The following is an 18,150-nucleotide window of genomic DNA, read 5'->3' on the forward strand; positions in this document are numbered from 1 at the left end:
ATAGCTCCCCGCTAGCGCTACGCTGCTGCTTACCGCCCACTGTCGCTCGTCGTGGTGCTGAGCGAGCATTGTGCACGGGGAACACCAATGTACGTCTTTAAACGTGGTTTGCCGCTCCGGAACGGGAGACCCGAAACCGGAGCGGCCGACCCACTAGACAGACTGCGGATGAATCACAACCATCAAAGACTTCAGAAGCGGTACGACGCACCGACCTGGAAGAAGCGGCCGATATTGGTGTACAACGACTGGTCGTAGCCCGTGATATCCGGCGTGGCCTGCCATTCGACGTCGAACGGCGGCTTACGATCGAAGATGTTGTTGATGCCGCCGTAGATCGTCCAGTTCTTGAAGCCGCGATACGTAGCCATCAGGTTGAACTGGCTATACGACGCCACCGACAGCGTGCCACCGTCGCCGAACTCGGACGCCACCGCGTTCGTGTACGGGCCGGTGTACTGCCACGTCAGCGTCGTGGTCAGCTTGCGGTAATCCCAGGACAAGCTGGTATTACCCTTCCAGCGCGGATTGGACGCACCGAACGGCTGCAGCAACGCGAGGTTGTTGCCGGCGAAGTCCTGCGTGGGCGCACCCGGGCTGTTCAGCTTGAAGTGCCACACGTAGGCCCAGTCGCCTGCCAGCGTGAACGTACCGTACTTCGTGCCGACCGACTTGCGGAAGTTCATGTCGAAGCCGTCGGTGTCGAGCGAGCCGAGGTTGACGAACTGTTCCTTGATGTAGGCCACCGTGCCGTCCGGATTGCGAATCACGTTCGACGGGTTGTTTGCGTCCATCACCGCATTCGGATCGTTCGTGCCGATCACACCGTCGATGTGAATCTTGTAGAACGCCGCACCGATATCCGTCGACGAATCCGGCGAGAGCTCGAAGCCGATGTTGTAGTTCTTCGTGTGCTCAGGCTGCAGCGCCGGATTGCCGTTGACCTGTTCCGTCGTGAAGTGTTTGGTCGGCGTGCCGCTCGGATCGTTCGGGTCCACCAGGTTCTGGTGGGCCAGATACGTAGCCTGCGAGTTTTCGACCAGAGTCGGCGCGCGGAAGCCACGGCTGTACGATGCATACGTCGTGAGCATCTTGACCGGCTGGAAGCGCAACGCGAAGCTCGGCGAGAATGCACCGCCGAAGTCGCTGTAGTGGTCGTAACGGCCCGCTTGCGTGAACGTCAGGTTGTGAATGATCGGAATATCGACCTGGTAGTACACGGCGGCCACGTTGCGCTCGCCGTCGACCGTCTGCACGTTTGCCGGCGCCGTGACCCCAAGCGCGCTATACGTGCGCGAGTTGATCAGGTTGCTTTCGTGACGGAATTCCGTACCGAAACCGACTCCGACCGGGCCACCAGGCAGATTGAACAGGTTACCCGTCGAGGTTTTCGCCGTAACACTGTCGAGCTTCGAGATTGCCTGTTCGTAGTCGTTCTGGAACACGCCGTTCAAGCCGTTCGGCGTGGCCGACGGGTTCGAGAAATTGAACACGCCGTTCTGCAGAATGTTCTCGACGCCAGCCACGTTCAGCGCATTGCCGTAGGTCGTGTCGACCGTGCTCTGCGAATGGCCGTAATCCGCGGACCAATCCCAGTCGCCGAACTTGGCGGTGGTAAACGACCCCTTCACGCCGGTCATTGCACGCCAGAACGTCGACACCGTATCCGCCGAAACAGTGTTCGGGAACGTGTAATTGATCTGCGTCGGCACGCCGAACGGGTTGTACGGGTTGGTGCCCGAGACCGTGCGCGACAGCGGCAACGCCGAACCGGTAGCCGGGTTGAACGCGTTCGTCTGGCTGCTCAGCACTGCCGGACCTTCGTTCTGTACGGTTTCGTTGCGGCTCACCCACAAATCGGCGTAAGCCTGCACGTCGTCGTTGATCTTGAAGGTGCCGCGCACTTTAGCATTCAGGCGTGTGATCGCCGGCATGAGCGAGGTGGCGCTCGCCGGGTTCGATTTACACGTGGTCGCGCCGTTCGCCGACACGCTGCCCGGAGGGCAAGGGCTGAGCGCCGATTTGGTGCCGTCGGCCGAGGTCCAGTACGACTGCTGGTTCGGACCGAGCGGGCCCGCGAGACCGCCCGGGAACTGGCTGAAGTCCTGATTTGCGGTCATGTCGCGATCGGCGAGCGACGAGCCGGTGTCGCGATAGTAGCTCGCGGCGGCCGTCACGTTGAAGCGGTCGCCATTCAGATCGCCAACGCCGCCGAGCACGCTGAAGTTACCCTGCGCGTCGCCCGGATGCTGCGCCTTGCCGAGCTGGCCGTCGATCTGCAAGCCCTGAAAGTCCTTCTTCGTGATGATGTTGACCACGCCTGCAATCGCATCCGAACCATACACCGAGACCGCACCGGTCTTCACGATGTCGATGTGATCGATCATGTTGAGCGGGATCGAATTCACGTCGAAGAACGTGTCGGTGAAGTTCACCGCCTTGCCGTAATTCGCCACCCGTTGGCCGTCCACCAGCACCAGCGTGTACTTCTCGCTCAAACCGCGCAATGCAATGCCGCCACCGCCTTGCGCGGAGCTGTTCATCGTCGTTTGGCCCCAGCTGCTCCCTGAGTTCGCGGACGTGCCGCGCAGGAAGTCGGCCACGGTCGTATAACCGCTTTGCTGGATTTCCTTGGGCGTGATGGTCTGGACTTCCGTATTGCCAACCTTGTCCGACGTGCGGATCAGCGAGCCGGTCACTTCAAATTTCTTGAGTTGCTGAACCCCTTTGCCCGCCGGCGTCGCGGTGCTGCTGTCCGCGGACGGTGTGGCAGCAGCGCCCGTCGCCGGCGCGCTTTCCGTCGTTGCGCCCGCCGCTGTGCCGGTGGTGGCCGGCTGGCTTTGTGCAAACGCCGGTACGGCGATTGCGGCCGACAATGCCAGTTCAGCCCAGACTATTCTTCTAATGGCCAGCGCCAATGCCCTTTGTTTCATTTTTCCCCTTCTCGCTCGTCAGTAAGGCCACAGCAATATGTGATGAGAGGTCTTGTGAACCTCTCCACTCGATATACGGCGATCTTGCGCCGCGCTCCGTTAAAGCAACATCAAATAACTCAGTGTTGGACTACTAATTTATTGCAATCGAAACGCGCAGCGCTTTTCAAATTGTTGTCATCTCTACCGCCACGCGAGTGGATCCCGCCACTCGCCGGCCCTCAATTCCCAAATCTCGGGTACAAACTTAAGTAATGCTTACAAATACACATTGAGTGCTATTTGCAAAAGCATGACCTGCGGCACTAAAACAATCGTGGCGTCCCTACCCAAACGATCACCGCTTCTTCACGTGCGGTATTGGACCAGGAGTGCGGCACGGTAGATTCGTAATGCGCAGTGTCGCCTGCCTGCAATACGAACGTTGTGCCTTCCAACGTGAGCGAGATCTGGCCGCTCATCACATACAGAAACTCTTCCCCTGCGTGCGTCGTAACTTCCGAGGGATTTTGTCCCACCGGCATCCTGACGAGAATGACTTCCAGCTTGCTGCCAACCGACAGATTCGTGAGCCGCCCAAACAGATTGGCACTGCCGTCAAATCCGAAGTACTTCAGGTCACTGCCTCTACGCACCGACTTGTCTTCGGTCGGCGTATCGACGAAGTACTGCACCGTGACACCTAACGCTCGAGCAATACCTACTAACGATGTAATAGAAGGTGTTGCGTGACCCCGTTCCACTTGCGACAGAAAGGGCTTGGAAATGCCCGCAGTCTTTGCCACTTCATCCAGCGTGCGCTTGAGCCGTTGGCGAAGCGCGCGGATTTTGCTTCCTATAGAGATTGCAACGTGTGCCTTGTTATTGAGTGGCAAAACCATAGCAAGACAGAATCCCGTAGTCAAAAATAGTTTGATATATACAAATTATGTTTCATAGAACGCAACATCCTCCCTCGACCATTCCCGATATGCCTGCCGGGATGCCGCTATGGATAACTCGATCTCTGTGTTTTCCAGAAGACTTCCGCCTCCTCCGAATGCCTGGCGGTAGTTGCGAGTGCAACCACGCTCAGACATCGGAGACGGTCCACATTCCTTACGACGAGCGCGCTAACTCGCGCCCGCCATGAGGACACCTCGAGCGCGCCTCGTCAGATGAAACATAACGGGAACAGAGTGCTCTTATTTCGACGCCACCAGCACCCACAAACGGGCGAGGTCGGCTGAACCATCGGTGCCCTTCACGGCACGGAAGGTTTGTACCGCACGCGCTTTATCGCCGGCCACGTAGTACGCCTCACCCAGATGCAGTTGCGCCTGGTCCGGGTGGTCGATCCCACCCTTCGCGATTGCCGCGTCCATGGCAGCGAGCCCCTGTTTTGCCTGCCCGGCGAACACCTGGTTGAATGCCATGTCGACAGGCGCAATGGGATTCGCCGGATCTGCAGGTGCCTGCGCCCGTTTTGCCGCCAATGCCTGAAGGCGTTTCTCGCGATCCGCTTGTGCGTCGCGCCCCAGAACGCCCGACGCAAAGCCCTGATCGATGACCTGCTTGCCTTCAGCCGTCGTACCCGCCACGATCGCGAGCTGGGTCATTTCCATGTAATCGTCGGCGCTCGAGAGCGAGCCGGTCGCGCGGCGCAACCGGTACGTGTCGATATCGAGCTTCGACGAATAGCCCGGCTTGCTGCGAATCGCCGAGAACAGATCGTCCCAGTAGGACTGTTTCGGATGATAGGCAACCAGCTTTTCGAGCGTGCTGCGATACGTGGCATCGTCCTTCACGCGTTGCGCACACGTGCCGAGCAATTGCAGTTGTGACTCGTCAGGCACGTGACCGGCACGCACCTGCGCATCGATGCCCGGCTTGAGCAGGCTCACCACGCTCGCGCAATCGTTCGACAGGTAGTACGACTGAACCAGCAGCGTACGCATGTCGGGATCGCTGCCACCGGACTTCAGATAGCGCTGCGCGACCTTCGCCGCCTGTGCATAGTTCTTCTGCTGGAAGTAGATGCCGGCCAAAGCCGCGGACGTACGCTGCTCGTCCGCGCCGCTCAACTTCCCGGAACTCAACAACGTTTCGTAAGCCTGAGCGGCGACACCGGACTCGCCGGCCGCCGCCGCTGCCGCACCGCGCATCTGTTCGATCATGGTGCTTTCATACGGCGTCTTGCCCGGCACGGCCGCCGCCTGATCGATCTTCGCCAGCGCGTCCTTGTACTTGTGCGCGCGATACAGATCCTGCGCGGCATTCAGCGGTTTCGCCACGTCCGGCCGCAGCGTGTCGGCGGCATGAGCGGCGAGCGGCAGTACGAGAGCCGCCGCCATGACGACACGCCTGAAGCGTTGTTGAATCGTTTGCATTGCCCTTCCCTATTGCATGTACTGCTCATTACCGATCAGGCCGATTTTCGTCGCGCCCAGTCGTTGCGCGGACGCCATCACCTCCGCGACATCCTTGTACGGCACCAGCTTGTTCGGCCGCAGATGAATTTCGGCCTGAACCGGTTCAGCCGCCACTTGAGCAAGCCTGGATTCGAGCGCGGCACGATTCGGCACCGGCTGACCGTTCCACGTGGTCGTGCCGTCGAAGTCGATATCGATCTGCACCACTTCAGGTTGCGTGATCGGTGGCGGTGGATTGCCGACCGGCAGGTTCATCTTGATAGCATGCGTCTGAATCGGAATCGTGATAATCAGCATGATCAGCAACACCAGCATCACGTCGATCAGCGGTGTGGTGTTGATATCGACCATCACGTCCGGTTCACTGCCGCCGCCCGACGATACATTCATTCCCATTCTCGGCTCCTGTCGATCGGACTTAGTGCTTTAGCACTTAGTCCGATCCCATGCAAAGTTAACCACCGCGCGCTGGCGGCTCCGTGATAAACGAAACCTTCGCGATACCGGCACGCTCGCACTCGGTAATGACCCGGCCGATGAATTCATAACGCGCGCTCTGGTCGCCCCGAACATGCACTTCCGGTTGCGGCGTCATGACAGACACGGTCTTCAGGCGTGCCAGCAGCGTAGGCGCATCCACCTGCTTCTCGTTCCAGAAGAAATCGCCGTCACGGTTGACCGCAATGACGATACTCTTGGGGGTGGTCTGCAGCGGCTGGATCGTCTCCTTCGGCAATTGCACCGGCACCGTATGCGTCACGACCGGAATCGTGATCAGAAAGATGATCAGCAGAACCAGCATCACGTCGACGAGCGGCGTGGTGTTGATACTGGAGATGACCTCGTCGTTGTCGTCCTGCCCAACGCTCATTGCCATGACGGACTCCGCTTATTGAACCAGCGACGCTTCGCGAGCCGCGGCGCGCGCCGGGCGGCGGCTGCCAGCCAGCAAGACGGTATGCAGCTGCGCGCCGAATGCACGCACACGCTCCATCACCGACTTGTTGCGGCGAACCAGGAAGTTGTAGCCGAGCACGGCGGGCACGGCCACCGCGAGACCGATGGCGGTCATGATCAGCGCCTCACCCACCGGCCCCGCGACCTTGTCGATCGAAGCCTGCCCGGCAATGCCGATCGCCGTCAGCGCGTGATAAATGCCCCACACGGTGCCGAACAGGCCGACGAACGGCGCTGTCGAACCCACCGTACCGAGGAAAGCCAGACCGTCTTGCAGACGATTCGACACGTTGGTGATCGCACGCTCGACCGAGGTATCGATCCAGGTATTGCGGTCCACGGCTTCGAGCAGCGCTTCGTCGTGGTGCTCGCCAGCCTCGATAGCCGTTTCGGCGATGAAGCGGAACGGCGACGCTTCGTCGAGACGCTGCGCGCCTTCAACCAGTGACGGCGCGGTCCACAATTGCTCATCGGCGCTTTTGGCCCGGCGGTTGGCGCGGAACTGCTCGACGAACTTGGTGATCATGATGTACCAGCTACCCATTGACATGAGCACCAGCAGAATCAGCACGAAGCGAGCGACGAAGTCGCCGTTCTTCCAGAGTGCGCCGAGGCCGTATGGGTTATTGACGGTTTCGGACGTGGCCGGCGCCGGCGGCGGGACCGCTTCGTCGGCGGCCGAACTCGCGGTTTGCGGCGCGGCCGTGGCCGGCGCGGCAGCTGACGCCGAGGCGTCGCTGGCCTGTGCGTGGGCCATTTGCGGTGCAACAAAGGTATCCACCGTAGTTACGGCGATCAACATGCTTGCCGCCAGTGCGGCGAGAGTACGCTTCTTCATGCCTGCTCCAAGTTCATTAGTACAACTTCCAAACTAAGACTGATAAATCGCTACCGGTACCGAACAGCCTGTGAATTCAGTTCAGGTTAAACGAGAACGGAACTTGCACACGGACAGCCTGGCCTTGGGAAACGCACGTGAACTGCTTGACCGCGTTGAATGCAGCACGATCCAGCGAGGAGTCGTCTGCGGATTTGGCAACACGTTCATTCGTAATATGGCCCTGCGGGTCGACGACGAATTCAATGAGAACATCACCCGTTACGTTGTTTTCCTGCGCTTCCTTCGGGTAGCGAATCGACGAACGGATCTGATCCGAGTTCGGGCACACGACTCCGACTTCTGTACTCACAGGCTTGCTCGGCGCGGGCGGTGCCGGCGGTGCGGGCGGCGCCACGGCAGGTGCCGAGACAACCGGTGCGGCCTGATGCGCAATGGTCGGCTGCGGCGGCGTTTGCACCTGCACTTCGGGCGGCGGCACGAACGGCGGCGGCGGCGGCGCGAATTTCGGCGGCGGCAGTTGCACCGTAGGCAGCGGCGGCGGCGGTGGCGGCTTCACCGGCTCGATGATCTTCGTTTCGATAGGATGTTGAATGACCTGCACGACCTTGGTGGCAAGGCCATTGATCAGTGCGTAGATCAGCACGATATGCAGGAGCAGAACGACTGCGATGCCGCCAAAGCGGCGTACTGGGTTTTGCTGCTTGCGCCCAAACTCTCGCGGGCGCCCTGGCCTCTCCATATGGGCCGTTGCTGCCGGAAATTGCCCTTCGACTTTCGTACCCACCTTTACTCCTCCGGCGTGAACCGTTCATTTCTGTAACTGCAGTGCGCTTACATACCGCAAATAACATTCACTTCAATCATCCGGCGAACGACTATCCTTGGTTCGCAGTCCAAAATGGACGCAGCACTCCCCGGCCTCGATCCGACGAATCGGACGTGACTCAAGGAGGCTGCGGCCGCATGTCATGCGAGCCTGAAAGCCGATCTAAGTAGAACTACTAATAGATTAAATTTGAACCGCCAACTTCTGCCTTGCATGAACGCTGGAGACAACCTGATCGATGTGTGTCGTAACGCCTGGAACTTTTTGCGCGAACGTCACATGCGTTTCATGGGAGGCAAAGATAGCAGGACAAAAAATGTCCGGTCAAACTTTTTTTGATGGCGGCATACTTAGTTTAGAGAGATAACTCTAACTCGCCGCGAATTGGCGCCGCTTTAAAAGAATAAGTGTATGTCGAGCAGATAAGCATTCGACGTTTTATGCCCGAGAATTGGGATTTCTCTGCACTTACAACGTGCACCGATGCACTTGAATCTGCCGGCGGCATGCTCGTCGACAACGCCAGGAAGTCCACCGGGCAAGCCTTTCCGCGCGGGCGCACAGTAATTCGAGCGGATCGCGATCAGTTTGTTTGTCTGGATGGTGAGTCGCCGGGGCGAGACCGCCGCCGATGGCGAGACGATAGCAGAAGGAAAGCAGCGTTTAAAAATACTTTTAGCGCTATTTACGACACTCTAAATACGCATTCCAATTACGCCTTAACCTTAATTACAAATTAATTCCAATAAATTACATTATGCCAACAAACCGGACAATGATTGCGGGTAGGTTGAATTCGCATGGCGCGTTTCGGCACCTGGCGCCGAACGAGTTGCGCATATCAGCAACGTCTGGGGCGAGCTTGCATGAACTGCCGGAGTTCAACGAACGGAAAAAGAGAGCGGCGCAAAGTTGATTGCGCCGCTCTCTGTTGCATCAACCGTTCGTACCTTCGCCCGTTACCATGAGGTCGTCGTTCCGCGATCGCGCCAGAACGGGCCGCAACGCAGCGCCTGTATGACTCGCGGCAACGCGAGATAGTCCTTCGGGGTCCGTAGCAGCGACAATCGACCCACCGCCGACCCCACCTTCCGGACCGAGATCGATGATCCAGTCCGCCTCGGCGATCACATCGAGATCGTGCTCGATGACAACGACACTATGGCCGCCGTCCGCGAGACGATGCAGAACGCGAATCAGTTTGGCCACATCCGCCATATGCAGGCCCACGGTTGGTTCGTCCAACACATATAGGGTGTGTGGCGGCTTCTGTCCGCGCCGGGTAATGTCGTCGCGCACTTTGCTCAGTTCGGTGACGAGTTTGATGCGCTGCGCTTCGCCGCCCGACAACGTGGGCGAAGGCTGACCCAGTGTGAGATAACCGAGCCCAACGTCTTTCATCAACTGCAATGGATGTGCGATGTTCGAGATGGGCGCGAAGAACTCGACGGCTTCGTCGATTTCCATGGTCAGCACGTCACCGATATTCTTGCCGCGCCATGTGACCGCGAGCGTTTCCGGATTGAAGCGCTGCCCGTGACATACGTCGCAAGGCACCTTCACGTCGGGCAGAAAGCTCATGCCGATGGTGCGCACGCCCTGCCCCTCACAGGCCGGACAACGGCCTTCGCCGGTGTTGAACGAGAAGCGCGAGGCCGTATAGCCGCGTGCACGGGCTTCGAGCGTGCCAGCGAACAGCTTGCGGATCGCGTCCCACACGCCGATGTACGTGGCGGGACATGAACGCGGTGTCTTGCCGATCGGCGTTTGATCGACTTCCAGCACGCGGTCGATGCTCTCCCAGCCAGTGATCGCATCGCAGCCTTGCCAAGCATGCGTCACATTCAAGGGTGCGCGCGGCGCCGTGCGTGCCAGCACGCTGGAGCGCCGGTTCGCAGCGGGTTTCTCCTCGGCCGCCGCGCGCGCGCGGCGCGTGGCCGGCGACGACAGCACCGAACGTCCGACGGCATCCAGCAAATTTGTCATCAACACGTCGCGAGCAAGCGTCGACTTGCCGGAACCGCTGACGCCGGTAATCGCCACCAACCGCGAGAGCGGAATGCCGACCGTAACGTTGCGCAGGTTGTGCAGTTTGCCGCCGTGCACCGTCAGCCAGTTTTCCGGCACAGCGGCCGTGCGCTTGCCCGGCGCGACCACTTCGCGGCGCGGCTGCAACGGATGCACGATGGGGTGGGCGAGAAACTGTCCGGTCAGCGAATCAGGTTGCGCCGACAGGTCCGCCACGCTGCCCTGTGCCACCAGCGTACCGCCGCGCTTGCCCGCGCCCGGCCCGATGTCGATGATGTGATCGGCACGCCGGATGGTGTCCTCGTCATGTTCGACGACCACCAGCGTATTGCCCTTTTCACCCAGCTTGCGCAAAGCGTTCAGCAGAATCTGATTGTCACGCGGATGCAGACCGATGGTGGGTTCGTCGAGTACGTAGCACACGCCTTGCAGATTGCTGCCGAGTTGCGCGGCAAGCCGGATGCGCTGCGCCTCGCCGCCCGAGAGGCTTGGCGCGGCGCGATCGAGACTCAGATAACCGAGCCCCACTTCTTCGAGGAACTGCAGGCGGCTGCCGATTTCACTGATCACGTCGCGCGCGATTTCCGCGTCGCGGCCGGTCATTTCCAGCGTGTCGATCCACGCGCGCGTGTCGGACACGGTCCATTGCGCGACATCGACAATGGCCTGCGCGTCGAACGTGACCGCGCGCGCGGTGGGATTCAGACGCGTACCCGCGCAATCCGGACACGGTTCATCCACGAGACCTTCGGGTTCCTGCTCTTCCGAAGGCAGACTCTGTTCGCGGCCGCGATTGTCGTCGACCACGATCGTGTCGTCGTATGCCGCGCGCTGCTCACGCGTGAGCGCGAGGCCCGTGCCGACACAGGTGGTGCACCAGCCATGCTTGCTGTTGTACGAGAACATGCGCGGGTCGAGTTCCGGGTAGCTCGTACCGCACACCGGACACGCGCGCTTGGTGGACAGCACCTTCACGGCGCCAAGGCTGGCCGTGGGACGGCCGCCGCTGATCGCGTCGTGTAAACCGTCGAGCGGCGCCAGCAGATGCATCACGCCCTTGCCGACTTCCAGCGTCTGGTCGAGCGCCTGACTCAATTCGGTTTCATGGTCCGGCGAAACGACGAGGTCGGCCACCGGCAATTCGATCGTATGCTCGCGAAAACGGTCGAGCTTCGGCCACGGGTCCACCGGCACGAACTCGCCATCCACTCGCAGATGCGTATTGCCGCGCGCTTTCGCCCACTTGGCAAGATCCGTGTAGACGCCCTTGCGATTCACGACCAGCGGCGCGAGAAAGCCGACATGCTGTCCCTTGTGATCGCGCAGCAACTGCGCCGCGATCGACTCGACGCTTTGCGACGTGACCGGCGTGCCGTCGTGAATGCAATGCTGCAAACCGAGCTTCACATACAGGAGACGCAGGAAGTGCCACACCTCGGACGTGGTCGCCACGGTACTCTTGCGGCCGCCGCGCGAAAGCCGCTGCTCGATCGCGACAGTCGGTGGAATACCGTACACCGCGTCGACCTCGGGCCGCCCCGCCGGCTGCACGATGGAACGCGCGTAGGCGTTCAGCGATTCGAGGTAACGGCGCTGCCCTTCGTGGAACAGGATGTCGAACGCGAGCGTGGACTTGCCCGAACCGGATACGCCGGTAATGACGTTGAATTTGCCGTGCGGGATGTCCACGTCCAGCGCTTTCAGGTTGTGCTCGCGTGCATTGACGATGCGCACCACGTCCTCGCCTTCGATCGCCCGGCGCGCACGCGCGGCGCTCAGCGCCTTTTGCAGCGGAATGCCTTGCGACGCCGGCTCTTCCGCCGCGCTCATGGCGCGGTCGTATTGCAGCAGCGCTTCGCCCGTATGCGATTCCGCACACGCCTTGACGTCTTCCGGCGTGCCGGCGCACAGCACTCGCCCGCCGCCGTCGCCACCTTCGGGACCGAGGTCGATCAGCCAGTCGGCGGCGCGAATCACGTCGAGGTTGTGCTCGATCACGATCAGCGAATGACCGCTTGCGAGCAGTTTGCCGAACGCCTGCATGAGCTTGGCGATGTCGTCGAAATGCAGGCCGGTGGTCGGTTCGTCGAACATGAAGAGGCGTTTTGCGACCGGCTGCTTCGCGCTGCGCGCGGTTCGCGCCTGAGCCGATTCCGCGAGGAACCCGGCGAGCTTGAGCCGTTGCGCCTCACCGCCTGACAGCGTGGGCACCGGCTGGCCGAGCTTCACGTATTCGAGGCCCACGTCGACGATCGGCTGCAGCACGCGCAACACTTCGGCGTCTTTGGCAAAGAAGGTGATCGCTTCGCTCACCGTCAATTCCAGCACGTCGGCAATGCTCAGCGTGCGCGCCGGTTCGCCGCGCTCGATTTTCACTTCGAGCAGTTCCGCGCGATAACGGCGACCGTCGCAATCGGGGCAACGCAGATACACATCGCTCAGGAACTGCATTTCGATATGTTCGAAACCGGAGCCGCCGCAGGTCGGGCAGCGGCCGTCACCCGAGTTGAAGCTGAACATGCCCGGGCCGTAACCGCGTTGTTGCGCGAGCGGCGCCTTGGCGAACAGTTTGCGGATTTCGTCGAACGCGCCGACATAACTGGCCGGGTTCGAACGCGCCGTCTTGCCGATCGGCGATTGGTCGACGAACACCACGTCGGTGACCTGATCGGCACCGCTGAGGCTTCTGAATGCGCCCGGCGATTCGGTGGCGAGTCCGAAGTGCCGCGCCATGGCGGGATACAACACGTCTTGCAATAGCGTGGATTTGCCGGAACCCGACACGCCCGTCACGCAGACGAGCCGCTCCAGCGGAATCTCCACCGTGACATCGCGCAGATTGTGTTCGGTCGCGCCTTCGAGCACGATGCGCGGCGTGGCGGCATCCACCGGCCGCTGCGACCAGTGCGCCGCGTCGGCCACATGCCGGCGGCCCCCGAGGTACTCGCCGGTAAGCGTGCCGGACGAACGGATAGCCTCGGGCACGCCGTCGTAAATGATCGAACCGCCGCGCTCGCCCGGCCCAGGCCCCATGTCGATCAGACGATCCGCCGCGAGCATCACGGAGGGATCGTGTTCCACCACCACCAGCGTATTGCCCGCGTCGCGCAGGCGATGCATGGCTTCGACGATGCGGTTCAGATCGCGCGGATGCAGACCGATACTCGGCTCGTCGAGCACGAAAAGCGTCTTGGTAAGCGACGTGCCGAGCGCCGTGGTCAGGTTGATCCGCTGCACCTCGCCGCCGGACAGCGTGCGGCTTTGCCGGTCGAGCGTCAGATAACCGAGGCCCACGTCGCACAGATATTTGAGGCGCGTGCGTACCTCGGCGAGCAGCAGTTTGAGTGCGTCGTCGAGCAACGCGCTCGGCAAGCTGATTTCGTCGAAGAAGCGCCGGATGCGCTCGATCGGCATCAGCATCAGGTCATGCACGGTCAGACCCGGCAACGCTTCGAGTTGCGCGCGCGTCCAGTCGACGCCGCGCGGCAGGAAGCGCTGCGCGGCCGGCAGCACGTCGTCCGCATTCGCCTTGCTGCCGAGGCGCCACAACAGCGACTCCGTTTTCAGCCGCGCGCCGCCGCAGGTTTCGCAAGGCGTGTAGCTGCGGTACTTGGACAGCAGCACACGAATATGCATCTTGTACGCCTTCGATTCGAGATACTCGAAGAAGCGTTTGACACCGTACCAGTGGCTTTGCCACTTGCCGTTCCAGTCCGGCGACCCGTTGATGACCCAGTCGCGCTCTGCGTCCGTCAGTTCGCCCCACGGCGTGCCGCGGCGGATGTCGGCTTTCGCCGCGTAGCGCATCAGATCGTCCTGGCATTCCTTCCACGCCGGCGTTTGCATGGGCTTGATCGCGCCATCGCGCAGCGTCTTGCGCGCATCGGGAATCACGAGGCCGAGGTCGACGCCGATTACGCGGCCAAACCCACGGCAGACTTCACACGCGCCGTACGCCGAATTGAAAGAGAACAGCGCGGGCTGCGGGTCCGCATAGCGCAGATCGCTTTCGGGACTATGCAACCCGGTGGAGAAGCGCCAGATTTCCGGTTCGCTTTCCTGAGCTTCCGGTCCTTCGGACGACGCCGGCAGCACGTAAATATTGACGCGCCCGCCGCCACGTTTGAGCGAGGCCTCGATCGCCTCGACCGCGCGTTGCTTGTCCACCGAACTCAGCCGGAAACGGTCGGCCACCACGTCGAGCAGCTTGCGCTTGCCGGTCGGCGAATCGACTTCGCGCTGCGCCTGAACGCGCGTATAGCCGCTCGCCGACAGCCACTGCTCGACTTCCTGCTCGGACGCGGACTCCGGCAGTTCGACCGGGAACGTGACGACGAGCCGCGGCTCGTTCTGCGCGGTGCGCTCGAGCAACTCGGCGTAGATCGTTTCGGGCGTGTCGTGCCGCACCTGGCGGGCCGTCTGGCGGTCGAACAGTTCGGCCGCGCGCGCGTACAGCAGCTTCAGGTGATCGTTGAGCTCCGTCATGGTGCCGACGGTGGAGCGCGAACTGCGCACCGGGTTGGTCTGGTCGATCGCGATGGCGGGCGGCACGCCGTCGACACGGTCGACTTGCGGCCGGTCCATGCGGTCCAGAAACTGCCGGGCGTAGGCGCTGAATGTTTCGACGTAGCGCCGCTGCCCTTCCGCGTAAAGCGTGTCGAACACGAGGCTCGACTTGCCGGAGCCGGACGGGCCGGTCACGACCGTCATTTCGCCGGTTCGTACGTCGAGGTCGACGTTCTTGAGGTTGTGCTGGCGCGCGCCGCGAATCTTGATAATGCCGTTAGATGCCAATTTTTCGACCGCCTGAATGAGTGGGCTACCTCTCACGGACGCCTCGCGACCGCGCAAGTTCAGTGCAGCGGGGCCGGCGGAGACGCACGCGGAGGCCCAGCTTGCAACGGGATACTATACTGTATATTTATACAGTTTTCCATGACACGGTGCGGCTGCGCTCCCGAAGCGCGAGAGGCCGTAATCGACGACAAAAACCCACACCGCTCAGCCCGGCAGCAAGCGTCATGCCGATTGCATGGGAAAGATCCTGCGCCGAGTGAAGCGGCGTTGGGGCCTTACTGCAGGCGCAGGAAGATGAAGGCGTCAAGACGCTCAGTCCGCAATCGCGGCAAGCGTCAAAACGCCGAAAATCATTGACCGGAGCACCCGCGCCTAACCGAACGCGCGCTCCACACTGACCTGTGGTGTTGTCGCTAACGGTCCCACCGGAACCCCCTCCAGCGCCGCGCTTTCCCCCAGCGCATACACCACGCAGCACCTCGCCAGCACCTCGGTCGGATCGACAAGCCGCACTACCCGCCCGCCCGCGCAGGCCAGCACGGCATCGCGCAATAGCAGCGGCAACTCGGTACAGCCCAGCACGATCACCTGCACGCCTTGCGCGACCAGATCGTCCACGGCCACGGCGAGGTCGTCGCAGCATTCGCCCGAGGTAAAGCCGGCTTTCGCGCCCTTCGGCCCGTAGACGGCGTGCATCAGTCGCGCCTGAGCCTGCTCGCCGGGCGCGATCTGCACGAACCCACGTGCTTCGAGCGAGCGTTCGTAAACGCGGCTCGCGAGCGTGCCGGTGGTCGCCAGCACGCCGACTTCGCGCAGACCCGGAAAGGTCTCGTGCAGATAATCCGCGGTACAGGTCAGCATATTCACGATCGGAATGCCGAGCGAAGGCTGGATCCGCTCGACGAACGCATGCGCCGTATTGCACGGAATCGCAATCAGGTCCGCGCCCCCCTCTTCGAGCGTCTTGCAGGCGGCGTAAAGCGCGAGCGTCGGATCCTCGCCGTTGCAGAGCAACGCGGCGGTGCGATCCGGAATCTGCGGATTCTGCTCGACCATGATCTTGATGTGATCCTGATCGCATGCGGCCGGAGTGTTGCGTACCAGCTTGGCCATGAAATCGACCGTCGCCGCGGGCCCCACGCCGCCCAGCACGCCTACCTTGAAGCGCCGCTCCGGCTGCGAATATTGGGCCGCGGCGACGTAGCGCGCGTAGACCAGATTGACGTCGACGAACGGCACTTCGAGCAGCCCGAGCGCGGGCGCGACCAGCGCGATCTCAACCAGCCCGGGCAGGATGATCTCCGCGCCCTGCGCAATGAGATCCGCGCACGCCGCGCGCAACAATTCGACCGGGCGGCCAAAAAGGCGGCCATTCCTGATGCCTTCGTCGCTAAAGACTGCGCTCGTCACACAGTCGAAGCCCGCTTCGTTACGTGGATGCAGCACGTCGAACTGCGCAGCGTCGAAATAACGCTCGAAAAGGCCGTTATCGCGGATGGCGTCCGAAGTCAGCACGCCGATCCGTCGCACCGACGGAAACGCTTGCCGCACATGCGCCGTCAGCGCCGTCATGATGTTGGCGACAGGCACGGCGACATTCGCCGAGAGTTCGTCGATGAAGGTATGACTCAGGAAACACGGCAACACGATCGCTTCGACACCGCGCTTTTCAAACGCGCGTAGGGTATCGAACACATGAATCTTGAACTGGGCGCTCACTTCGCTCTGCGGGGCGGGCCCCTGCCAGGACTGCTGCTCGAGAACGAGATCGAATGGACGCGCCGCGCCGTGTCGCTGCCAGGCAGCGTTCATTCTGCACAGGACATCGGCGCTGGCGAGTTGCGCCGCACCGGTCACGACGCCCAGCGAACGATAGCGATTCATGATGACTTCCCCTGTTTTTCTTGCCATCCGCTTTGATGGTAGGCGGCTTTGGCGCCACTGAGGATGACATTATGTCGGGGGAGTATGACGTGGGGTTAACCACGAAGCGCACATTTCCTCGCGTTTCCAGGCGTCGACGGCACGGATATCCCGCTAGGCCGCTTCGACGACGCCGTGCGCCGCCACGCGCTTGTGGCGCTCCAGCGTACTGATGCACACCAGCGACACCCCGGCCAGCACGCTATAGAACACGGCCAGCGGCCACCAGGCGCCCGGATATCGATGCGCGAGCAACGTTCCGATCAGGGGCGTGAGGCCGCCGGCCAGTGCGGCGCACACCTGATACGACAGCGAAATCGCCGAATACCTGACACGCACGGCGAATGCGGTCGACATGAACCCGGCCATCACCGCATACGAGCTCGACATGCACATCACCGCCAGCGCGATGCCGATCACGATCGCCACCGGCCGCCCGGTCGAAACGAGCGCGAACATGGGATACGGCGAAAGCATCGCCAACGCCGCCGCCCCCTTCAGGAATCGTCCCGTACCGATGCGTTGGGCGAACCATCCCGAACCTAGTTGCGTGAACAACTGGATGAACGCCACGACGAACAGGCAATCGAGAATCAACGATCGATCGAGGCCGAGGGTCTGCGTCGTGTAATTGAGCATGAAGGTGTTGACGAACCACGCTCCGGCCACACCGATCACGTTCGCGCCGAGGCACAGCAAGAGCGTGCGCCACGCATCACGCACGACTTCGGCGACCGGTAGCGTGGCCACTCGCCGTTGCGCCTTCAGTGCCTTGAATTCCGGTGATTCGTCAACGCCCGCCCGGATCAGCAGGCCAACCACTAGAAGCACCGCGCTCGCGAGAAACGGCAGACGCCAGCCCCAGGTGAGGAACGCGTCCTTGTCCATGGAGGCCACCGCGCGAAACGCGAGCAGCGACAGAATCAGCCCCGCTGGGCTGCCGAGTTGCGCGAACGACGCAAAGAACGTGCGCCGTCCTTGCGGCGCGTGTTCGCTCGCCATCAGCACCGCGCCGCCCCACTCGCCGCCGATCGCGATCCCCTGCGCGACGCGCAGCAGCACGAGCAGCACGGGCGCCCACACACCGGCGCTCGCATAGGTCGGCAGGAAGCCGATGCCGACAGTACCCACGCCCATGATCGCCAGCGTCGCCACGAGCGCTTTCTTACGGCCGATGCGGTCGCCGAGGTGGCCGAACACCAGCCCGCCGAACGGTCGCGCGAAGAACCCGACCGCGAACGTGCCGAACGAAGCCAGCGTGGCGAAAAACGGATCGCTGCCGGGAAAGAACAGCTTGCCGAAGATCAGTGCGGACGCCGTGGCGTAGATATAAAAGTCGTACCACTCGATCGTGGTGCCGACAAAAGCCGCGGCTGCGGCGCGCGTGGGTTGCCGGCCTGCGGCGTGGACATCGGGCTCGCGATTCATGTCTCT

10 protein-coding genes are annotated in these 18,150 nt (G+C 61.8%); all 10 read right to left on the bottom strand.

All coding sequences use genetic code 11. The annotated features are described in order from the left end of the window. Window positions 1-191: 191 nt before the first annotated feature. Complete coding sequence (locus P0D68_RS14390) at window positions 192-2,933, bottom strand: TonB-dependent receptor plug domain-containing protein (protein ID WP_408296769.1); 2,742 nt, start codon at window positions 2,931-2,933, stop codon at window positions 192-194. 305 nt (window positions 2,934-3,238) lie between these two features. Then, entirely contained in the window at window positions 3,239-3,814 is a 576-nt protein-coding gene (locus P0D68_RS14395) for a helix-turn-helix domain-containing protein (RefSeq protein WP_091795326.1), read from the bottom strand. 303 nt (window positions 3,815-4,117) lie between these two features. Further along, a complete protein-coding gene (locus P0D68_RS14400) occupies window positions 4,118-5,302 on the bottom strand; it encodes a tetratricopeptide repeat protein (RefSeq protein ID WP_408296765.1) in 1,185 nt (394 codons plus the stop codon). Window positions 5,303-5,311: 9 nt separating this feature from the next. Then, complete coding sequence (locus P0D68_RS14405) at window positions 5,312-5,740, bottom strand: ExbD/TolR family protein (RefSeq protein WP_011487696.1); 429 nt, start codon at window positions 5,738-5,740, stop codon at window positions 5,312-5,314. Window positions 5,741-5,798: 58 nt separating this feature from the next. Continuing rightward, window positions 5,799-6,221 carry an ExbD/TolR family protein gene (locus P0D68_RS14410; protein ID WP_012432473.1) on the bottom strand — a complete coding sequence of 141 codons (423 nt, stop codon included), beginning with the start codon at window positions 6,219-6,221 and terminating at the stop codon, window positions 5,799-5,801. 12 nt (window positions 6,222-6,233) lie between these two features. Next, window positions 6,234-7,139: a MotA/TolQ/ExbB proton channel family protein gene (locus P0D68_RS14415; RefSeq protein ID WP_091795332.1), complete on the bottom strand. Its 906-nt coding sequence runs from the start codon at window positions 7,137-7,139 to the stop codon at window positions 6,234-6,236. 76 nt (window positions 7,140-7,215) lie between these two features. Beyond that, complete coding sequence (locus P0D68_RS14420) at window positions 7,216-7,926, bottom strand: energy transducer TonB (RefSeq protein ID WP_408186142.1); 711 nt, start codon at window positions 7,924-7,926, stop codon at window positions 7,216-7,218. Window positions 7,927-8,904: 978 nt separating this feature from the next. Next, on the bottom strand, window positions 8,905-14,790 hold the full coding sequence (gene uvrA / locus P0D68_RS14425; RefSeq protein ID WP_408296761.1) for an excinuclease ABC subunit UvrA: 5,886 nt from the start codon (window positions 14,788-14,790) through the stop codon (window positions 8,905-8,907). Window positions 14,791-15,165: 375 nt separating this feature from the next. After that, window positions 15,166-16,677, bottom strand: a complete 1,512-nt coding sequence (gene cuyB / locus P0D68_RS14430) for a cysteate racemase (RefSeq protein WP_408296758.1) — start codon at window positions 16,675-16,677, stop codon at window positions 15,166-15,168. Between the two features lie 153 nt (window positions 16,678-16,830). Further along, entirely contained in the window at window positions 16,831-18,144 is a 1,314-nt protein-coding gene (locus P0D68_RS14435; protein ID WP_408296755.1) for an MFS transporter, read from the bottom strand. Window positions 18,145-18,150: the final 6 nt, after the last annotated feature.

The organism is Paraburkholderia sp. RL17-380-BIE-A, assembly GCF_046028085.1.
Taxonomy (GTDB): Bacteria; Pseudomonadota; Gammaproteobacteria; order Burkholderiales; family Burkholderiaceae; genus Paraburkholderia.